The organism is Novosphingobium sp. NFX11 (assembly GCF_057376415.1).
The window spans coordinates 1,692,237-1,709,741 of the sequence record NZ_CP080384.1 but is presented as its reverse complement, the minus strand read 5'-3'; the positions used below and the strand labels follow the sequence as shown (position 1 = coordinate 1,709,741).

15 protein-coding genes, 1 tRNA gene and 5 pseudogenes are annotated in these 17,505 nt (G+C 64.6%); 13 read left to right on the top strand and 8 right to left on the bottom strand.

The annotated features are described in order from the left end of the window. Positions 1 to 96: 96 nt before the first annotated feature. Positions 97 to 1,032, bottom strand: a complete 936-nt coding sequence (locus KZO24_RS08695) for an isopenicillin N synthase family dioxygenase (protein WP_008833274.1) — start codon at positions 1,030 to 1,032, stop codon at positions 97 to 99. 98 nt (positions 1,033 to 1,130) lie between these two features. Between KZO24_RS08695 and KZO24_RS08690 the strand changes: the two genes are divergently transcribed. The 3 genes from KZO24_RS08690 to KZO24_RS08680 all read left to right on the top strand — a co-directional run bounded on the left by KZO24_RS08690 (position 1,131) and on the right by KZO24_RS08680 (position 2,215). Then, on the top strand, positions 1,131 to 1,538 hold the full coding sequence (locus KZO24_RS08690) for an EVE domain-containing protein (RefSeq protein WP_271181592.1): 408 nt from the start codon (positions 1,131 to 1,133) through the stop codon (positions 1,536 to 1,538). A 120-nt stretch (positions 1,539 to 1,658) separates the two neighbouring features. Beyond that, complete coding sequence (locus KZO24_RS08685) at positions 1,659 to 1,841, top strand: CsbD family protein (RefSeq protein WP_008833272.1); 183 nt, start codon at positions 1,659 to 1,661, stop codon at positions 1,839 to 1,841. Positions 1,842 to 2,005: 164 nt separating this feature from the next. After that, complete coding sequence (locus tag KZO24_RS08680) at positions 2,006 to 2,215, top strand: hypothetical protein (protein WP_231958197.1); 210 nt, start codon at positions 2,006 to 2,008, stop codon at positions 2,213 to 2,215. Between the two features lie 117 nt (positions 2,216 to 2,332). Here the strand turns inward: KZO24_RS08680 and KZO24_RS08675 are convergent. After that, positions 2,333 to 3,645 (bottom strand): annotated as a pseudogene (locus KZO24_RS08675) (MFS transporter). Positions 3,646 to 3,767: 122 nt separating this feature from the next. Between KZO24_RS08675 and pgsA the strand changes: the two are divergent. Then, positions 3,768 to 4,360 (top strand): annotated as a pseudogene (pgsA, locus tag KZO24_RS08670) (CDP-diacylglycerol--glycerol-3-phosphate 3-phosphatidyltransferase). A gap of 134 nt (positions 4,361 to 4,494) precedes the next feature. Continuing rightward, positions 4,495 to 5,658 carry an MFS transporter gene (locus KZO24_RS08665; RefSeq protein ID WP_271181590.1) on the top strand — a complete coding sequence of 388 codons (1,164 nt, stop codon included), beginning with the start codon at positions 4,495 to 4,497 and terminating at the stop codon, positions 5,656 to 5,658. 104 nt (positions 5,659 to 5,762) lie between these two features. Here KZO24_RS08665 and KZO24_RS08660 read toward each other — a convergent pair. The 3 genes and pseudogenes from KZO24_RS08660 to KZO24_RS08650 all read right to left on the bottom strand — a co-directional run bounded on the left by KZO24_RS08660 (position 5,763) and on the right by KZO24_RS08650 (position 8,437). Next, positions 5,763 to 6,659: pseudogene (locus KZO24_RS08660) on the bottom strand (hydrogen peroxide-inducible genes activator). A 182-nt stretch (positions 6,660 to 6,841) separates the two neighbouring features. Continuing rightward, positions 6,842 to 8,036 (bottom strand): annotated as a pseudogene (gene rnd, locus KZO24_RS08655) (ribonuclease D). A gap of 65 nt (positions 8,037 to 8,101) precedes the next feature. Beyond that, entirely contained in the window at positions 8,102 to 8,437 is a 336-nt protein-coding gene (locus tag KZO24_RS08650) for a hypothetical protein (RefSeq protein ID WP_271181589.1), read from the bottom strand. Between the two features lie 269 nt (positions 8,438 to 8,706). On the opposite strand from KZO24_RS08650, the gene aspS reads away from it, so the two are divergent. The 5 genes and pseudogenes from aspS to mltG all read left to right on the top strand — a co-directional run bounded on the left by aspS (position 8,707) and on the right by mltG (position 13,743). After that, entirely contained in the window at positions 8,707 to 10,533 is a 1,827-nt protein-coding gene (gene aspS, locus KZO24_RS08645) for an aspartate--tRNA ligase (protein WP_486487129.1), read from the top strand. 51 nt (positions 10,534 to 10,584) lie between these two features. Then, complete coding sequence (locus KZO24_RS08640) at positions 10,585 to 11,004, top strand: VOC family protein (protein ID WP_486487128.1); 420 nt, start codon at positions 10,585 to 10,587, stop codon at positions 11,002 to 11,004. 85 nt (positions 11,005 to 11,089) lie between these two features. Beyond that, the gene (locus tag KZO24_RS08635; protein WP_007679564.1) at positions 11,090 to 11,326 is read left to right on the top strand and encodes an acyl carrier protein; all 237 of its coding nucleotides are present in this window, start codon (positions 11,090 to 11,092) and stop codon (positions 11,324 to 11,326) included. Between the two features lie 179 nt (positions 11,327 to 11,505). Beyond that, positions 11,506 to 12,764 (top strand): annotated as a pseudogene (fabF, locus tag KZO24_RS08630) (beta-ketoacyl-ACP synthase II). 4 nt (positions 12,765 to 12,768) lie between these two features. Beyond that, complete coding sequence (gene mltG, locus KZO24_RS08625; RefSeq protein WP_271181586.1) at positions 12,769 to 13,743, top strand: endolytic transglycosylase MltG; 975 nt, start codon at positions 12,769 to 12,771, stop codon at positions 13,741 to 13,743. A 1-nt stretch (position 13,744) separates the two neighbouring features. Here the strand turns inward: mltG and KZO24_RS08620 are convergent, their stop codons facing one another. Then, complete coding sequence (locus KZO24_RS08620) at positions 13,745 to 14,155, bottom strand: sugar transporter (protein WP_271181585.1); 411 nt, start codon at positions 14,153 to 14,155, stop codon at positions 13,745 to 13,747. Between the two features lie 96 nt (positions 14,156 to 14,251). Here KZO24_RS08620 and KZO24_RS08615 point away from each other — a divergent pair, with 96 nt between their 5' ends. The 3 genes from KZO24_RS08615 to KZO24_RS08605 all read left to right on the top strand — a co-directional run bounded on the left by KZO24_RS08615 (position 14,252) and on the right by KZO24_RS08605 (position 16,717). Beyond that, positions 14,252 to 14,815, top strand: a complete 564-nt coding sequence (locus KZO24_RS08615) for a 2'-5' RNA ligase family protein (protein WP_271181584.1) — start codon at positions 14,252 to 14,254, stop codon at positions 14,813 to 14,815. 108 nt (positions 14,816 to 14,923) lie between these two features. After that, positions 14,924 to 15,000, top strand: a tRNA-Met gene (locus KZO24_RS08610). Between the two features lie 148 nt (positions 15,001 to 15,148). After that, positions 15,149 to 16,717: a phospholipase D family protein gene (locus KZO24_RS08605; protein WP_379525559.1), complete on the top strand. Its 1,569-nt coding sequence runs from the start codon at positions 15,149 to 15,151 to the stop codon at positions 16,715 to 16,717. On the opposite strand, the gene KZO24_RS08600 is transcribed toward KZO24_RS08605, so the two are convergent. Together KZO24_RS08600 and KZO24_RS08595 are read right to left on the bottom strand one after the other, a co-directional pair. Continuing rightward, entirely contained in the window at positions 16,718 to 17,236 is a 519-nt protein-coding gene (locus KZO24_RS08600; protein ID WP_486487127.1) for a hypothetical protein, read from the bottom strand. Next, positions 17,130 to 17,429 carry a TetR/AcrR family transcriptional regulator gene (locus KZO24_RS08595; protein WP_486487126.1) on the bottom strand — a complete coding sequence of 100 codons (300 nt, stop codon included), beginning with the start codon at positions 17,427 to 17,429 and terminating at the stop codon, positions 17,130 to 17,132. The genes KZO24_RS08600 and KZO24_RS08595 overlap by 107 nt, the downstream gene beginning before the upstream one ends. Positions 17,430 to 17,505 lie beyond the last annotated feature (76 nt).

The window sequence follows — 17,505 nt, the reverse complement described above, 5'->3', positions numbered from 1 at the left end:
CTACGCAGTTCCTCTGAAATATCAGTTAACGAAAAAGCCCCGGCCTGCATCAGCGGGCCGGGGCTTGGGCTATTACAGAGTTTTAATCGGCGCCGTTCACATCTTCAGACCGATCTCGCGCAGGCGCTCCTGCAGGTAGTCGTCGGCGGTGATCGAGACCGGGTAGCGGTCCGGGTTCTCGTCGCTCACGCACTCGGGCAGGGTGACGAAGCGGAAGTCGCTGCGCAGGTGGAGGAAGAACGGCATCGAGTAGCGGCTGTGCCCGGCACGCGCGCCCTCGGGGTTGCGGACGCGGTGCGTGGTCGAGGGCAGCACGTGGTTGGTCAGGCGCTGCAGCATGTCGCCGATGTTGACGACGATCGCGCCCTCGGGCGGCGCGACCGAGAGCCAGCGACCGTCCTTGCTCAGCAGTTCGAGGCCCGCTTCCTGTGCGCCGAGCAGCAGGGTGATGAGGTTGATGTCCTCATGCGCGCCGGCACGGATGGCGCCTCCGGATTCAGCGGAAACCGGCGGGTAGTGCAGCAGGCGCATCACCGAGTTGCCGTCCTCGATCCCTGCGTCGAACCAACCCGCATCGAGGCCGAGGTCGACGGCGATCGCTGAGAGCACCTTGGCGCCGGCCTCGTCGAACTGGGCGTAGAGTTCGCGGAAGGTCTCTTCGAAGCCTTCAACCTCGGTCGGCCAGATGTTCGGCGGCATCGAGGCGGCGAGCGGCGAATCGGCGGGAACGTCGCGGCCGACGTGCCAGAATTCCTTGAGGTCCTTCTCCTTGGCGCCCTTGGCGACTTCGGTGCGGAACGGCGTATAGCCGCGCGCGCCGCCTTGGCCGGGGATGAAGTATTTCTGCTTGGTCTCGACCGGGAGGGCGAAGAATTCCTCGGTCCTGGCCCAGGCCTGGTCGATCAGCGACTGGTCGATGCCGTGGTCGCGGATCATCGCGAAGCCGAAGGTGCGGAAGCTCTCGCCGATGCGCGCGGGCAGGTCGGCACTGTCGGCCACGAGGCTGAGGACGGGGATTTGTGCGAGGTCCATGGTAGTGCAATCCGTAACGAGTCGGTATGCCGCCCCTTTAGGCGCCCCGGCCGTCACAGTCTAATTCGGGCCGGAAATTTACGATGGAAGGTGCGGGCATGGCATACTGGCTGATGAAGTCTGAACCCGATGCTTACGGCTGGAACGATCTTGTGAAGGAAGGCGAGGGCACATGGGACGGCGTGCGCAACCACCGCGCCGCCAACAACCTGCGCGCCATGGAAGTAGGCGACGAGGTGTTCTTCTACCATTCCAACATCGGCAAGGAGATCGTCGGCATCGCTACGGTGAGCAAGGCCGGGATCACCGATCCCAGCGATCCCGAGGGCAAGTGGGCGGCGGTCAAGGTGAAGCCGGTGCGCAAGCTGAAGCGGCCGGTGACACTCGCGCAAGTGAAGGGCGATCCCAAGCTGGCGGAGATGGAACTGGTGAAGTTCTCGCGCCTGTCGGTGGGTGTGGTGACGCCGCAGGAGTGGGACTACGTGCTGGGGCTGGCAGGGGAGTGACGACATATCGCCGCTAAGGCACGCCTCGGCGCAGGCGTACGAAACTTAGCGACGGAGCAGCGTGTTCTCTTCACGTGACGGCAGCGAGATGTTTCGCCGCCGAGCTAAGGAGATACCGCCGTGGGTGAACTCAAGGACACCGTGAAGGGACTGGGCAACGAGATTGCCGGTAACGTCAAGCAGGCCGCAGGCAAGGCGCGCAACGACCCGGCCCAGCAGGCAGAAGGCAAGGCCCAGGAAAAGAAGGGCGAGCTTCAGCAGGGCATCGGCAAGGTCAAGGGCGCGCTCGGCGACCGGGTCTGACCTGACCTCTTCCTGACGGAAACCAGCGAGAGGGCTGCCTTAGGGCGGCCCTTTTTCTTTGGGTTTCCGATGCTTGCAAGAACGAATCGTCCCGTTTCGGGAAGGGTTCGCCAAGCGCTTTGCGCAATGGTAAACAAATCGTTAATGCGTGACTTATGCGAAGCATGACACGTCGCGCACTCGTCCTCACGCAGGAGTCGGCCGGGCACTGGTTCCGCCGCTCACTGCCGCCCCACGTCTTCACCGAATCGCTTGAGGAGGAAGACGAAGATGTGGAGGCCGCGCGCAAATGGCGCCTCAGCGGCGGCGACTGGCGGGGGTTTCTGACCGCCTACTGCGCCAGCTTCGTGGCGATCACGCTGTTCATCGCCTGATACGGCGAGGCGTCGCCATTTACCTGTAGCGTCATTGCGAGCGTAGCGAAGCAATCCAGGGCGGTTTAAGCTGCCCTGGATTGCTTCGCTACGCTCGCAATGACGAAGATAAGAGGCTCAGCCCGCCTTGGGGCATTTCTCGGCGCGGAACAGCAGATAGCCCAGCCAGGCCGAGGCTACGCAGCACAGCGAGACGACCAGTAGCTGCTGCGCCACCGCCACGCCCATCAGCGTCATTACGCCGGTCGCCAGTGAGCCGACGACCATCGCGCCCGAGTTGACGATGTTGTTCGCGGCAATCGTGCGCGCGGTCTGCGACTTGGGCACGAAGGTGGTGAGGAAGGCGTAGAGCGGCACCACGAACATGCCGCCGCAGATGGCGATGCCCAGCAAGGTCAGCATCAGCGGGATCGCCAGCGGCTGCACCACGAAGATGCCGACGTCCATCAGCGTGCCCGTCCCGCTATGCGGCGGCCAGATGCGGCAGACCTGCTGGAAGGCGACGAGGAACACGCCCATGCCGATCACCGAGATCGGCGACCAGCGCGCGGAAACGGTGCCCTTGAGCAGCGCATTGATCGCCATCGACCCGATCGCGACGCCGACCGAGAAGATCACCAGGAACAGGCTGGCCACTTCCTTGCTGGCCATCAGCATGTTCTTGGCGAGCGGCGGGAACTGCACGAACAACACGGTGCCGATCGCCCAGAAGAAGCTGATCGCGCAGATGGCAAGGAACACGCGGCGGTCCTGCATCGTCGTGCGCACAAGGCGCACGGAAGCGCGGATGACGTGGTAGTCGAGCGGCTCGATCTTGCCGAGCGGCGGGGCGGAGGGGACCTGTCGCCCGGCGAACCAGCCGATTATGGCGACGACGATCACCCCGATCGCGGCGGCATCGACGCTGATCCAGCCCGCGACGATCGTGCCTGCGAGCACGGCGATGTACGTACCCGCTTCGACCAGCCCGGTGCCGGACAGGACTTCACCGTCCTTCAGGTGCTGCGGCAGGATCGCGTACTTGATCGGTCCGAAGAAGGTCGAGTGCACCCCCATCGCGAACAGCGCCAGCAGCATCAGCGGGATCGCCACGGCGTCGAGCGCCTGCCCCTGCCACGCAAGGGCAAGGCCCGCGCCGCCGACCAGCATGATGCCGATCTCGCAGGCCTTGATGATGCGAATCAGCTTCGCCTTGTCCCGCATGTCGGCCAGCTGCCCAGCCAGCGCCGAGAGCAGGAAGAAGGGGATGATGAAGATCGCCGAGGCCATCGCGCTGAACCGCGCCTCCTGGCCTTCCGAGTGATACACCTCGTAGACGACGAAGAGCACCATCGCGTTCTTGAACAGGTTGTCGTTGAACGCACCCAGAAGCTGGGTGACGAAAAGGGGAGAAAACGTCGCGCCCGGATGAGTTGGGTCGTCGTGGTCATGATCTAAGTATGCCGCCGGCCTTGCTCATTGGTCGTCGGGACACTTAATGGCATGGGGCGGGGGCACAAGCCCTGTTCACCACTTTATTCCCGTAGCGATTGCGGGCTATGGCATTCCCATCATGCTGACTCTGCCGAACATCCTGACGCTTTCACGCATCGTCGCCCTTCCGTTGCTCGCCTTCCTGCTCTGGTGGCCCAGATGGGAATTCGGCTACGGACTGGCTTTCGGGCTTTACTGCCTGATGGGACTCACCGACTATTTCGACGGCTATCTCGCTCGTTCGAGCGGGACGGTGTCGAAGCTGGGCGTATTCCTCGACCCCATCGCCGACAAGATCATGGTGGCGACGGTGATTCTGGTGCTGACCGCGCAAGGCATCCTGCGTGGGCCTTTCGTGGGCGACATGCACGTGATCGCGGGCCTCGTCATCCTCGTGCGTGAGATCGCCGTGTCGGGCCTGCGTGAGTTTCTTGGGGGCTGCAGGTTTCGGTGCCAGTCAGCCGCCTTGCGAAGTGGAAGACGACGTTCCAGCTGATCTGCCTGGGGGCGCTGATCCTTGGCGTGGCGATGCCGTGGTGGAATCTCGACCTCGGCGCGCTGGTAATCAACGTGCCGCATACCGTGGGCCTGACGACGCTGTGGGCGGCCGCCGCACTGACGGTGGTGACGGGCTGGGACTATCTGCGGGTCGGCCTCAAGCACATGGACTGAACCCCTTGCGCTTGCGGTGCGGGCAAGCGGACTTGCGTTCCCCGCACTTGGTCTGACGCGGCTCGAGGGCCATTTGCGCTCGGAGCGGGGGCTACAGCACGAAGGATTTCACCATTACCGTCGCGTCCAGCACCATGTCGGCGTCCAGTGCCGTCAGCGGCCCCAGCCGCCCGGTCGTCTTCTCGCTGGCCGTCGCTGCCGGGCTGACCGTCGCCAACATCTACTACAACCAGCCGATGATCGGGCTGATGGAGCGCGACCTTGCGGGTGCGGCGGCGACTTACGTGCCGACCGCGACGCAGCTCGGTTACGCCTTCGGCCTCGTCGTGTTGGTGCCGCTTGGCGATCTGGTGGAGCGGCGGAGGCTGATCGTGCTGCAATGCCTGGCGCTGACCGCCGCGCTGGCTCTCGTCGCCATCGCGCCGAGTGCCGGGCTGGTGCTGGCCGCATCGTTGCTGGTCGGGCTGCTCGCTTCGGTTGCGCAGCAGATCGTGCCGTTCGCGGCGAATCTCGCCCCTGACGAGAAGCGCGGCGCAATCGTCGGTACGGTGATGGCCGGTCTCCTGTGTGGTATCCTGCTCAGCCGTACGCTGGCAGGCTTCGTTGCCGGAACGCTCGGGTGGCGGGAGATGTTCTGGCTCGCGGTTCCACTGGCGCTTTTGACCGCACTGCTCATGGCGTTCCAGCTTCCGCGCAGTCGTCCGCAAGACACCGGACTCGGCTATGTCGGCCTGCTGCGCTCGCTCTGGAGTCTGTGGCGCGAATTTCCCGCGCTGCGGCTGGCGACTTATACCCAGTGCTGCCAGTTCGGCGTCTTCAGCGTGTTCTGGACCATTCTTGCCCTGCGCCTGCAGGAGCACTTCGACCTTGGGCCGGAAGCTGCGGGACTGTTCGGTATCGTCGGTGCGGCGGGCGTGCTTGCAGCACCGGTCGCAGGACGACTCGCCGACCGTCGCGGTCCGCATCCGGCTATCGTGCTGGGCACGGTGATGACGCTGGCGGCCTGGCTGATCTTCGGTTTCTGGCACTCGATCGCCGGGCTGATCGTGGGGGTACTGGTGCTCGACGTGGCGGTGCAGCTCAGCCAGATCTCCAACCAGAGCATCATCTACGCGCTGCGGCCTGAGGCGCGCTCACGCATCAACACCGTCTACATGGCGATGATGTTTCTGGCCGGGGCAGCCAGTTCGGGCGCGGCGACGGCGACATGGCATCAGTGGGGCTGGGGCGGGGTCTCGGCGCTCGGGATCGGCATTTCGGTGCTCGGCGTGGCGCTGCAGGTGCTGCGGCGGCGCTAGGACGCCGGGGCTTCGACAAGCTCAGCCTGAGCGGTATTGAGAGCTAGTTCTTGAACCCCGCTCAGGCTGAGCTTGTCGAAGCCCCCTCAGGCTACAAAGCCAGGTCAACCAGCCCGCAACTCGTCCGCCAGCATCCGGAATTCCTCTGCACGCGGGGAATTCTTGCGCCACACCAGCGTGATCTCGCGATCTCGCGTTGGGCGAGATCAGCGGCCGGGCGACGACGTTGGTTCCATTGAGAATCCCTGCGTCGAGCGCCATTTCCGGCAGCATCGTCAGGCCCAGCCCGTTGTCGACCATCTGCACCAGCGTATGCAGCGAGGTGCCGATCATCGTCGCGCTGGCCCGCAGTTCGGGCCGGTTGCAGGCGGCGAGGGCATGGTCCTTGAGGCAGTGCCCGTCCTCGAGCAGGAGCAGGCGGTTCTCGTCGATCACGTCGGGGCTGACTTCGGCGGGCGGATCGCGCGGATCGTCGCGGGGAAGGCGACGAAGAAGGCGTCGAGTTCGATCGTCTCCTTCTCCACCTCGCCGGTCGCATAGGGCAGGGCGAGCAGCACGCAGTCGGCGCGGCCATGGTGGAGCGATTCCATCGCCGCCTGGCTCGGTTCCTCGCGCAGGAAGAGCTTGAGATTCGGGCGTTCGCGGCGCAGGCGTGGCAGCATCCGGGGCAGCAGGAACGGCGCGATCGTCGGGATCACGCTCATGCGCACTTCGCCCGAGAGCGGCTTGCCGCTGGACTGGACGAGTTCGGACAGTTCCTCCGTCTCGCGCAGGATGCGGTGGGCCTTCTCGACCACGGCATTGCCCAGCGGCGTGAAGCGGACGGCGCGCTTGGTGCGCTCCACGAGGACTACGCCAAGCAGCGTTTCCAGATCGCGCAGACCCGCCGACAGTGTCGATTGCGACACGAAGCAGGCATCGGCGGCACGGCCGAAATGGCCGTGCTCGTGGAGCGAGACGAGATACTGGAGCTGCTTGAGCGTCGGTTGGTAGACGGTCATGTGGTGGCTATTGCACGGTGGGAGCGGTTCGCCAAGCGGCGTTGTGCAATGCGGAAGAAGGAGGAAGGGAGCCCACTCCGGCCCCTCCCGCAAGCGGGAGGGAGGAAAATCGCAGCGTTGCCCCTCCCGCTTGCGGGAGGAGCGAGACTTGGTCCGGAGGACCTAGTCGCAGCGGGGTGGGCTTATTCGGCCACCGTATCGTCGACGACGTCTTCCACGCGCGTCATCTTGAGCTTGCCGTTCTCCACCGCGAAGGCGAGCTTGCCCTCGACGAGATCGAGCGCATCGCGGCCGAACACGTCGTAGCGCCAGCCCTGCAGCAGGCTGAGGTTCTTGCGAACGCCCGCCGCGAGCAGTTCCAGTTCGTCGCTGCGCGCCAGCAGGCGGGCCGCGGCATCGATTTCACGGGCACGGATCTTGAGCAGCAGCTTGAGCAGGTCGGCGACCAGCGAGCCTTCCTTGCCGAGCGGCGCGCCGCGCGGGGCGCGGGCGGGCATCTCGTCGTCGGTCAGTGGCTCCGCCTTGGCGATGGCGGTCATCAGGCGGCGGCCGATTTCGTTATCCTTCCAGCCTTGCGACAGGCCGCGCACTTTAGCCAGATCGGCCTGGCTCTTGGGCGGGTGGCTGGCGATGTCGGCCAGCGTCTCGTCACGGGCGATGCGGCCGCGCGGGATGTTCTTGCCCTGCGCTTCCAGTTCTCGCCATTCGGCGATCGCGCGCAGGCGGCCAAGCACTTGCGGGTTGCGGCCCGGCGCCTTGATCCGGTGCCAGGCTTCCTTGGGGTCGTTCCGGTAGTTCTCCGGATCGGCCAGCTTTTCCATCTCCTGGTCCAGCCAGGCACCGCGCCCGGTCTTGATCAGGCGCTTGAGGATCTTGGGGAAGATCTTGGAAAGATGCGTGACGTCGCCGATCGCGTATTCGATCTGGCGGTCGGTCAGCGGGCGGCGCGACCAGTCGGTGAAGCGGGCGCCCTTGTCGATCGTCAGGCCCTGCCACGATCTCGACGAGGTTGGAATAGCCGATCTGCTCGGACTGGCTGATCGCCATCATCGCGATCTGGGTGTCGAATATCGGGTGCGGGGTGCGGCCGGTGAAGTTGAAGATGATCTCCACGTCCTGCCCGCCCGCGTGGAAGACCTTGAGGACGTCCTCGTTCTGCGTCAGCAGGTCGAGCAGTGGGGTCATGTCGAGGCCGTCCGCCAGCGGATCGATCGCCGCCGCTTCCTCGGTATTGGCGATCTGCACGAGGCAGAGTTCGGGCCAATAGGTGTTCTCGCGCATGAACTCCGTGTCGACGCTCACGAAATCGGACTTCGCGAGACGCTCGCACAGGGCGGCAAGATCTTCGGTTTTCGTTATCAGCGGGTGAATTTTCATTGAACGAGGGCGTTACGCCTAACCGCGCGGGGGATCAACGCCCCGTGTTACCGTTTTGTCGCAGTTTATTTCCGACCGAGGAGCCGCTGCCACAGGCTGGGCTTCTTGATGTCGGCCAGTTCGGCAATGCTCTCGGCCGTCACGAAGCGGTGGCGCAACTGCGATCCGGTGGTGTGACCGTAGGGGAGGGGAAGGTACAGGCCCTCGGGTTCATATCCCGGGTCCGCTTCCGGATCGGCGAGTTCGCGCAAGTCGAGCATGGCCGGAAATTCGGCCTCGACCGAAGCGCTCGCAGGCGCGGAAACCGGTGCGTCGGCCCATTCCTGGTACTGCGCCGCTTTCCCTTCGTCGGTCGGGTGGAAGATGGTTTCGTCCAGCTTGCCGTCAGCAAACATCTGCATTTCCCGGTTTTTGGTGTGGCGACCCGTGCGCGGGAGCATAATCGCCAAATGGTTTATTTGGAGTTACCGCCGTCATCCCGGCGCGGGCCGGCACCTCTGGCGATGAACAGCCCACCTTGCATCGAGGCTCCCGGCCAATGCCTGAAGACCGCAAGCGTTCCCGGCCTGCGCCGGGATGACGGGGATTTTACGCGAATCCCCATCTGGCAATCGCTGCGGCACTCCTTTAGTGGGGCCGCAACTATTCCATTCGACCAAAAGAGCCCGTCATGACCCATCCCTACCGCTCCCACACCTGCGGCGCCCTGAGCGCGGCCGAGGTCGGCCAGACCGTGCGCCTCTCGGGCTGGGTCCATCGCAAGCGCGACCACGGCGGCGTCCTGTTCGTCGATTTGCGCGACCATTACGGCATCACCCAGGTCGTGACCGACAGCGACGGCCCGGCGCTCGCCGTGCTCGATCCGCTGCGCGCGGAGAGCGTCGTGACGGTCGAGGGTACCGTGAAGGCGCGTTCGGAAGGCACTGTAAACCCGAACCTCGCCACCGGCGAGATCGAAGTCTACGCCCGCGTCGCCACCGTGCTGGGCAAGGCCGAGGAACTGCCGATGCCCGTCGCCGGCGAGCAGGAGTACCCGGAGGACATCCGCCTCAAGTACCGCTTCCTCGACCTGCGTCGTGAGACGCTGCACGCCAACATCGTCAAGCGCACGCAGATCATCCGCGACATGCGCCGCCGCATGGAAGACACCGGCTTCACCGAATATTCGACGCCGATCCTGACGGCTTCCAGCCCCGAAGGCGCGCGCGACTTCCTGGTGCCGAGCCGCATCCACGCCGGCAAGTTCTATGCGCTGCCGCAGGCGCCGCAGCAGTACAAGCAGCTGCTGATGGTGGCCGGCTTCGACCGCTACTTCCAGATCGCGCCGTGCTTCCGCGACGAGGACCCGCGCGCCGACCGTCTGCCGGGCGAATTCTACCAGCTCGACCTCGAAATGAGCTTCGTGACCCAGGAAGAAGTCTGGGAAACGATGGAGCCGGTGCTGCGCGCAACCTTCGCCGAGTTCGCGGGCGACAAGCCCGTCACCCCGGCCGGTGAGTTCCGCCGCATCCCGCACGCGCAGGCGATGCTGGACTATGGTTCGGACAAGCCGGACCTGCGTAACCCGCTGCTGATCAAGGACGTGACCGAACACTTCGTCGAATCCGGCTTCGGCATCTTTGCGGGCATCGTCGCCAATGGCGGCACGATCCGCGCGATCCCGGCTCCGGGCGCGGGTGCTGGCAGCCGCAAATTCTTCGACGACACCAACGTCTGGGCACGCGGCGAGGGTTACTCGGGCCTCGGCTACATCAACATCAAGGACGGCGTCCCCGGCGGCCCGATCGCCAAGAACCACGGCGAGGAAAAGACCGCCGCGCTGATCGCGGCGCTCGGTCTCGGCCCGAACGACGGCGTGTTCTTCGCCGCAGGCAAGGAAGAGCAGGCCGCCAAGCTGGCGGGCCTCGCGCGTACCCGCGTGGGCGAGCAGCTGGGTCTGATCGACAAGGACCGCTTCGAGCTGTGCTGGATCGTCGACTTCCCGTTCTACGAATGGGACGAGGACAACAAGAAGGTCGACTTCGCGCACAACCCGTTCTCGATGCCGCAGGGCGGCATGGACGCGCTGGAGAACCAGGACCCGCTGACGATCAAGGCGTACCAGTACGACCTCGTCTGCAACGGCTTCGAGATCGCCTCGGGCTCGATCCGCAACCAGTCGCCGGAACTGATGGTCAAGGCGTTCGAGATGACCGGCCTAACGCAAGCGGACGTGGAGGATCGCTTCGGCGGCCTCTACCGCGCGTTCCAGTACGGCGCCCCGCCGCACGGCGGCATGGCCGCCGGTGTGGATCGCATCGTGATGCTGCTGTGCGGTGCGCAGAACCTGCGCGAGATCACGCTGTTCCCGATGAACCAGCGCGCCGAGGACCTCCTCATGAACGCGCCGAGCCACGCCGAGCCCAAGCAACTGCGCGAACTGCACTTGCGTGTGGTGGAGCCGGTCAAGCAGGGTGCTCCGGCAGCAGCCAAGACTGCTGTGCCCGACGCGGGGTGATCTACCTGGGAGCGGGAGGAACCCGGCCGCGCGGTCGGCGTTCTCCCGCTCATGCAGCAGCAGATTTCCGTCATCACCCTCGGCGTCGCCGACATGGCCCGATCCAGAGCGTTCTACCGCGACGGCTTTGGCTGGGAGCCGGTGTTCGAGATCGATGAGATCGCATTCTTCCAGATGAACGGGCTGGTGTTCGGCATCTGGAAGAAGGAAAAGCTGGAGGCGGACATGAACCGTCCCTGCGCACCGACAGGCAGCTTCGCTCTGGCGCACAACGTCGAAAGCAGATCTGCGGTGGACGACGCCATGACCCGTCTTGCGGCGGCGGGCGGTATCGTTCTGCGCCCGGCCGATCGCCCGCCACATGGCGGCTATCGCGGTTATATCGCCGATCCGGACGGCCATGCGTGGGAAATCGCTTGGAATCCGGCATGGACCGTGGATAACGCGGGACATGTCACATTCGGGGCCTGATCCAAGGCTCTTGCCAGCGCGCCGCCCAGTCTTTAGGGCGACTAGCGTAATTCAAACCCGCCTATTTTCGAAGGGGTCTATACAAATGAGCGATACCGCCGATCGGGTTAAGAAGATCGTCGTCGAGCACCTCGGCGTTGAAGCCGAGAAGGTCACCGAGGACGCCAGCTTCATCGACGATCTGGGCGCCGACTCGCTCGACATCGTCGAGCTGGTCATGGCGTTCGAAGAAGAATTCGGCGTCGAGATTCCGGACGATGCCGCCGAGAAGATCAGCACCGTCTCCGATGCCATCAAGTACATCGAAGAGAACAAGGGTTAATCCCTTCGGTCTGATTTCGGGCCTGCATTTCGGCGCTCCGCTCGTGAGGAGTGGGGCGTGAATGCAACACCGGATTGAAATCGGCAGGCTCGCCCTTTAAGGGGGCGGGCCTGTCGCCGTTTTCGGGCCGTCGGTTTCGCGACGACCGGATGCGGCTATTTGAGATTTTCGGAGAGCATATGCGTCGTGTCGTCGTAACCGGACTTGGTCTCGTCACCCCCTGGGCGCTGACGTGGAGACCGTTTGGGCCAACATCCTCGCGAGCAAGTCGGGCGCAGGTCCGATCACCAAGTTCGACACGACGGGCCAAAAGTGCCTGATCGCGTGCGAAGTGAAGCCCGCCGATCACGAATACGGCTTCGACGCCGGAAAGCGCGTCGACCACAAGATCCAGCGCCAGGTCGATCCCTTCATCGTCTTCGGCATCGACGCCGCGGGCCAGGCGCTCGAGGACGCGGGCCTGACCGACATGAGCGAGGAAGACAAGCTCATGGCCGGCTGCTCGATCGGCTCGGGCATCGGCGGCCTGCCTGGCATCGAGAGCGAATCGCTGGTGCTGGCCGAGAAGGGCCCGGGCCGCGTCTCGCCGCACTTCGTCCACGGACGCCTCATCAACCTGATCTCGGGCCAGGTCTCGATCAAGTACGGCCTCAAGGGTCCGAACCACGCGGTCGTCACCGCCTGCTCGACCGGCGCGCACTCGATCGGCGATGCCGCGCGCATGATCCGTGACGGCGACGCCGACATCATGCTGGCAGGCGGCGCCGAATCGACCGTCTGCCCGATCGGCATCGCCGGTTTCGCGCAGGCCCGTGCGCTCAACTGCAGCTATAACGACCGCCCGGAACAGGCGAGCCGCCCCTACGACAAGGACCGCGACGGCTTCGTCATGGGCGAGGGCGCCGGTGTCCTCGTTCTGGAAGAGTACGAGCACGCCAAGGCGCGCGGCGCCAAGATCTACTGCGAAGTGATCGGCTACGGCCTGTCGGGCGACGCCTACCACGTCACCGCCCCGCACCCGGACGGCGACGGCGCCTACCGCTCGATGCAGATGGCGCTGAAGAAGGCCGGCATGACGCCTGCCGACATCGACTACATCAACGCCCACGGCACCTCGACCATGGCCGACACCATCGAACTGGGCGCCGTGCGCCGCCTGTTCGGCGACGCCATCGGCAATGTCTCGATGAGCTCGACCAAGTCGGCCATCGGCCACCTTCTGGGCGGCGCGGGTGCGGTCGAATCGATCTTCTGCATCCTTGCGCTGCGCGACCAGATCGTGCCGCCGACCCTCAACCTCGACAACCCGGACGAGGGCTGCGAGGGCGTCGACCTCGTGCCGCACGTCGCCCGCAAGCGCGAAGTGCGCGCGGTGCTCAACAACAGCTTCGGCTTCGGCGGCACCAACGCCAGCCTCGTGATGCGCAAGATCGACTAAGCCCATGATCTCCCGGCGCGGATGCGGCCTGGCGGCAGTCGTCGCCGTACTCTTCGTCGGGAGCCTCTGGGCCTTCTTCGGCGGCTGGTACGGCTCCGGCCCGCTGGAAGAAGACAAGCACTTCGTCGTCCCCACCGGCGCCAGCCTTGGGGACGTTGCGGACAGGCTGGAGAAGCAGGGCATGATCGCCTCCGCTTCCGGCTTCAAGCTGCGCGCGCGGGTGTTCGGCGGCGGCAGCGGGATCAAGGCGGGCGAGTTTGCCATTCCCGCCCATGCCAGCCCCTCGGCCGTGCTGGCGATCATCTCCAGCGACGAGATCATTCGGCGCTTCGTGACGATCCCCGAAGGCATGCCCTCGGTCATGGTCTATGATCGCCTCAAGGCACAGACGGCGCTGACCGGTGACGTCGCGGTGCCGGAAGAAGGCTCGATCCTGCCCGACACCTACAACTTCGAGAACGGCGAGGCGCGCGAGGAACTGGTGCGGCGCATGCAGGCGGCGATGAGCCGCACGCTCAAGGAACTCTGGGCGAACCGCGCCAAGGGCCTCGTCGTAAAGACGCCGGAGCAGGCGATCGTCCTCGCCTCGATCGTCGAGAAGGAAACCGGCAAGCCCTCCGAGCGGCGCATGGTGGCAGGGCTCTACTCGAACCGACTGCGGACCGGCATGCTGCTTCAGGCCGACCCGACGATCATCTACCCCATCACCAAGGGCAAGCGCCTCGGCCGCCGCATCCTCCAGTCGGAGATTCAGGCGGTCAACGGCTACAACACCTACACGATGGTCGGTCTGCCCAAGGGGCCGATCACCAACCCCAGCCGCGAATCGATCGCGGCGGTGCTGAACCCGGCCAAGACCGACGCGCTCTACATGGTCGCGGACGGCACCGGTGGCCACGCCTTCGCGGGCACTCTGGCCGAGCATAACCGCAACGTCGCCAAGTGGTTCGCCATTCGCCGCGAGCGTGGGGAACTGTAAGCTAGCTCAGAGTTCCGTCCTTCGCCTTCGCCCGCGCATAGAGCAGCGAGGTGAGGGCGATGGCGAAGATCACGGCCGGGAACACCGCCGTCGACCACCCCTTGGCCGCGATCATCCCGAAGCCGAGGAAGCTCCAGCCGAACTGCACCACCACGCCCGCCAGCGAGGCCGCGAAGAACACCCACGCGATCTCGCGGCGCATCAGGAGCAGGATCGCGCCCAGCGTGCCGCCCCAGACCGCCACGGCATAAGCGGCCCACGCCCATGCGGGCATCGAGCCGAAGGCCTGTGCGGTGACCGGGTCCGTCTTCGCGACATCGTCGAGATCGGCGTTGACCTGCATCAGATAAGCGGCATCGCCGATCAGGTTCCAGATCAGGATCAGTATCGAGATCACGCGGAACGTTCGCATCTGCTTCCCCCTTCATGCACTCCCGGCGCGAACTTTGCCCTGCGTCGCTCTTTCTGGCAATCGGGGCGGATTCGGGACGGGCAGCGGAGTTTCACGATGACCGAACAATCGCCTGACTGGCCCGCCAAAAACTGGGTCGCGACCGGCCCGCGTAAGGCGGGCGCACCCTTGCTCGTCACTGCGGAACTGCCGTCCGACGTGCTGGGCTGGGCGGACGCCCTCAGGCGTGCGCATTACCCGCCCGAGCGTAATCGCCTGCGCGCCCATGTGACGCTGTTCCATGCGCTGCCGCCCTCGGTCGAAGAGGAACTGATCGACCTTCTGAGCGACCTCGCCCGTGCCGCGCCGCCGCCAGCGCGGATCGAGGGGCTGATGAAGCTGGGCACTGGCACGGCTCTTTCCATCGAAAGCCCGGAAATGGTGGCGCTCCACGCGGAGATCGCCGAGCGCATGCACGGCCTGCTCACCCAGCAGGACGCACAGCCGCTACGCCTTCACGTGACGATCCAGAACAAGGTGACGGCGCAGGCGGCGAGGGCGCTGCAGGCGGAACTGGCGCAGCAATTGCAGCCGCGCACATTCCGTTTTCGCGGCTTCGGACTCTATGCCTGGGAGGAGGGCCTGTGGCGCCCGATCCGCCTCGTATCTTTTCGGCGTTGAAGGTGCTTTTTCGGTGTTGACCGATGCGAACCTTGCCCCTAGAGGACGCGGCCTGCCCCGCAGCAACGGGGCACCAGATCGGAACCGCTGTTAGCAGCGGAATGGTATGGCGGAGTAGCTCAGTCGGTTAGAGCAGCGGAATCATAATCCGCGTGTCGGGGGTTCGAGTCCCTCCTCCGCTACCATAATTCCTGAATCATCACATATAATCTGTTAGCGGCCTCACGCTATGAGGCTTGGGTTTGCATGTCCTCTCCCCTACCACGGCGTGGCGGGTGAGATCGAGGTATGTGAATGGCCCTTATGCGGCAATGGCAGGTAACGCTGCTTACAATGACCGGCCTGGGCGCCGCAGCTTTCGGACTGATTCGCGCCAATCGGCTTCCTCGTCGCCGTGCTTCTCCCGACTTGCCGTCTCCTGCCAATGCAGAGACCACGCTTTGGCGCGTTGCGCGAGAGCGGGCAGCCCGACGTCCAGGGCTATCGGGCTTGCATCTCTTGCCTGACGCGGTCGATGCCTTTGCGGCGCGTCTGCTGCTACTGAAGGCGGCCGAGCGCACGATCGACCTGCAATATTATATCTGGCATGGTGATCGCACCGGGACGTTGCTGCTGGAGGCCGTGCACGAGGCCGCCGAGCGTGGGGTGCGGGTGCGGCTGCTACTCGATGACAACGGCATCGCCGGGCTCGATGGCGTGCTCGCAGGGCTCAATATGCATCGCAATATCGAGGTGCGCCTCTTCAATCCTTTCCGTATCCGCTATCCCAAGGCGATCGGTTTTCTTGTGGATTTCGGCCGGCTTAACCGACGAATGCACAACAAGAGCTTCACGGTCGATGGCGCGGTTACGATTGTCGGTGGCCGCAACATCGGCGACGAATATTTCGGAGCGGGCGACGGTGCGCTTTTCGCCGACCTCGACGTTTTTGCCATCGGCCCCGTCGCGCGCGACGTGGAAGCTGACTTCGAGCGCTACTGGACCAGCGAATCGGCCTATCCCGCGCGCCAGATCCTGCCGATCGTAGGGCGCCACAAGCGTGCGAAGCTGCGCTCGCGAGCCTCGGTGGTGGAGAGCGATGCGTCCGCTCGCCGCTATGTCGAGCGTATCCGCAGCCTGCCGCTCGTGAAGGAGGTGGTCGAAGGCACGCTCACGTTCGAATGGGCGCAAGTGCGGATGATCAGCGATGATCCGGCAAAAGTCGTGCGCGACATCGAGTACCGCAATCTGCTGGCGGGAAAGCTCGACGAGGCGATTGGCCGGCCCGCGCGGGAAATGACAATCGTATCAGGCTATTTCGTGCCGGGTGAACAGGGGTCACGTCAGTTGGCGGATTATGCCCGTTCGGGTATAAAGGTGACGGTCCTGACCAACGGCTATTCCGCGACCGACGTAGCGTTGGTCCATGCTGGATACGCACCCTGGCGCAGGCGGCTTTTGCGCGCGGGTGTGCGATTGTTCGAGACGGTGGCGGAAGTGCGAGATGCGCCGTCGAAGAAGCAGCGGCGGCAAGGTAACCGTCTCGGTATCGGTAGCCGTCTGCGACCAAGCGGGAGCGGCTCGTTCGCGGCTCTGCGCTCGGGCGCGGCGACAATCCATGCCAAGACGATCACTGCGGATCGAGAGCGGTTGTTCGTCGGCTCGTTCAACTTCGACCCGCGTTCGCTCCGGCTTAATACGGAATTGGGCTTCGTGATCTACAGCCCCGTACTGGCCGGGCAGGTGGCGGAAGCGTTCGAGACGATCGTTCCTGGCGCGGCCTATCAAGTTACTCTCGACGAGCGGGACAGGCTGCACTGGACAGGCGAGCGGGGCAGCGGCGCGCGTGAGCCGGGGCTGGGCTTCCTAGACAGTCTGCTCATCGGCTTTGCATCGCGTTTGCCGATCAGCTGGTTGTTGTGATCACGGTGCGCGGAGGCTTTCGAGTCCACCGGAGAAGAAGCGTAGGGCGGGACCTGCCATGTCTTCCAGGCGCGCGACCGAGTGGTGACCCTGGCTGATGTCATCGAGAAAACCGGGATCCTGGACCATGAACACGAGTGCTGCCTCGATAAGGTAGGTTCCGGCCAGCAGTTCGCGTTCGGGGATGTCGGGACGGTACTTGCGCAGGCGGTCGATCAGGAGCTGCGAAACCACCGACAGCTTGGCGAGGATCGGGCGCAGTTCAGGCAGGCGGTATGAACTCATCAAGTGCGAGGTCATGACAATGTAGTTGCGCAAGGGGTCGTCGGAGCGCGAGGCGGACTGCAGGAAAGGCAGGATGAACGCTGTGACGATCTGTTCCAGCCCCAGCTTCGGCCCGAGCCCCGGCTTGTCAGATCTCGTTCGCGACCTTTTCCCTGGCCCCGTTTTCCTCGGCGCGTGCGAAGCTGGCAGCGATGGTGTCACGCAGCAGATCCAGCTTGCGCTCCAGCACTGCATCGAGGACCAAGTGCTTGTTGCCGAAATGGTAATGCACAAGTCCCATGCGCACGCCCGCTTCCTGGGCGATGTCGCGCAGCGAGGTGCCAAGATAGCCGCTTTGGGCGAACAGCACTTCGGAAGCGTCGAGAATCTGATTGCGCGTCGCTTCTCCCTTGGCGGAAATGCGCTGCGTCTTTGCGGGCTCGATCATATTGCGCATTATGCCCGGTACAGAGCAGTCAGCCAGAGGGCAGAAGACAAAATGTGGGGCAAATTACCCACAGAGA

Coding starts and splice junctions, on each gene's coding strand:
- KZO24_RS08680 (WP_231958197.1), top strand. CDS start 2,006: ATGACACGTCGCGCACTCGTCCTCACGCAGGAGTCGGCCGGGCACTGG.
- KZO24_RS08635 (WP_007679564.1), top strand. CDS start 11,090: ATGAGCGATACCGCCGATCGGGTTAAGAAGATCGTCGTCGAGCACCTC.
- KZO24_RS08620 (WP_271181585.1), bottom strand. CDS start 14,155: ATGCGAACGTTCCGCGTGATCTCGATACTGATCCTGATCTGGAACCTG.
- KZO24_RS08615 (WP_271181584.1), top strand. CDS start 14,252: ATGACCGAACAATCGCCTGACTGGCCCGCCAAAAACTGGGTCGCGACC.
- KZO24_RS08650 (WP_271181589.1), bottom strand. CDS start 8,437: ATGCAGATGTTTGCTGACGGCAAGCTGGACGAAACCATCTTCCACCCG.
- KZO24_RS08665 (WP_271181590.1), top strand. CDS start 4,495: ATGTCGGCGTCCAGTGCCGTCAGCGGCCCCAGCCGCCCGGTCGTCTTC.
- KZO24_RS08690 (WP_271181592.1), top strand. CDS start 1,131: ATGGCATACTGGCTGATGAAGTCTGAACCCGATGCTTACGGCTGGAAC.
- KZO24_RS08595 (WP_486487126.1), bottom strand. CDS start 17,429: ATGATCGAGCCCGCAAAGACGCAGCGCATTTCCGCCAAGGGAGAAGCG.
- KZO24_RS08605 (WP_379525559.1), top strand. CDS start 15,149: ATGACCGGCCTGGGCGCCGCAGCTTTCGGACTGATTCGCGCCAATCGG.
- KZO24_RS08600 (WP_486487127.1), bottom strand. CDS start 17,236: ATGCAGTGCTGGAGCGCAAGCTGGATCTGCTGCGTGACACCATCGCTG.
- KZO24_RS08640 (WP_486487128.1), top strand. CDS start 10,585: ATGCAGCAGCAGATTTCCGTCATCACCCTCGGCGTCGCCGACATGGCC.
- KZO24_RS08695 (WP_008833274.1), bottom strand. CDS start 1,032: ATGGACCTCGCACAAATCCCCGTCCTCAGCCTCGTGGCCGACAGTGCC.
- mltG (WP_271181586.1), top strand. CDS start 12,769: ATGATCTCCCGGCGCGGATGCGGCCTGGCGGCAGTCGTCGCCGTACTC.
- aspS (WP_486487129.1), top strand. CDS start 8,707: ATGACCCATCCCTACCGCTCCCACACCTGCGGCGCCCTGAGCGCGGCC.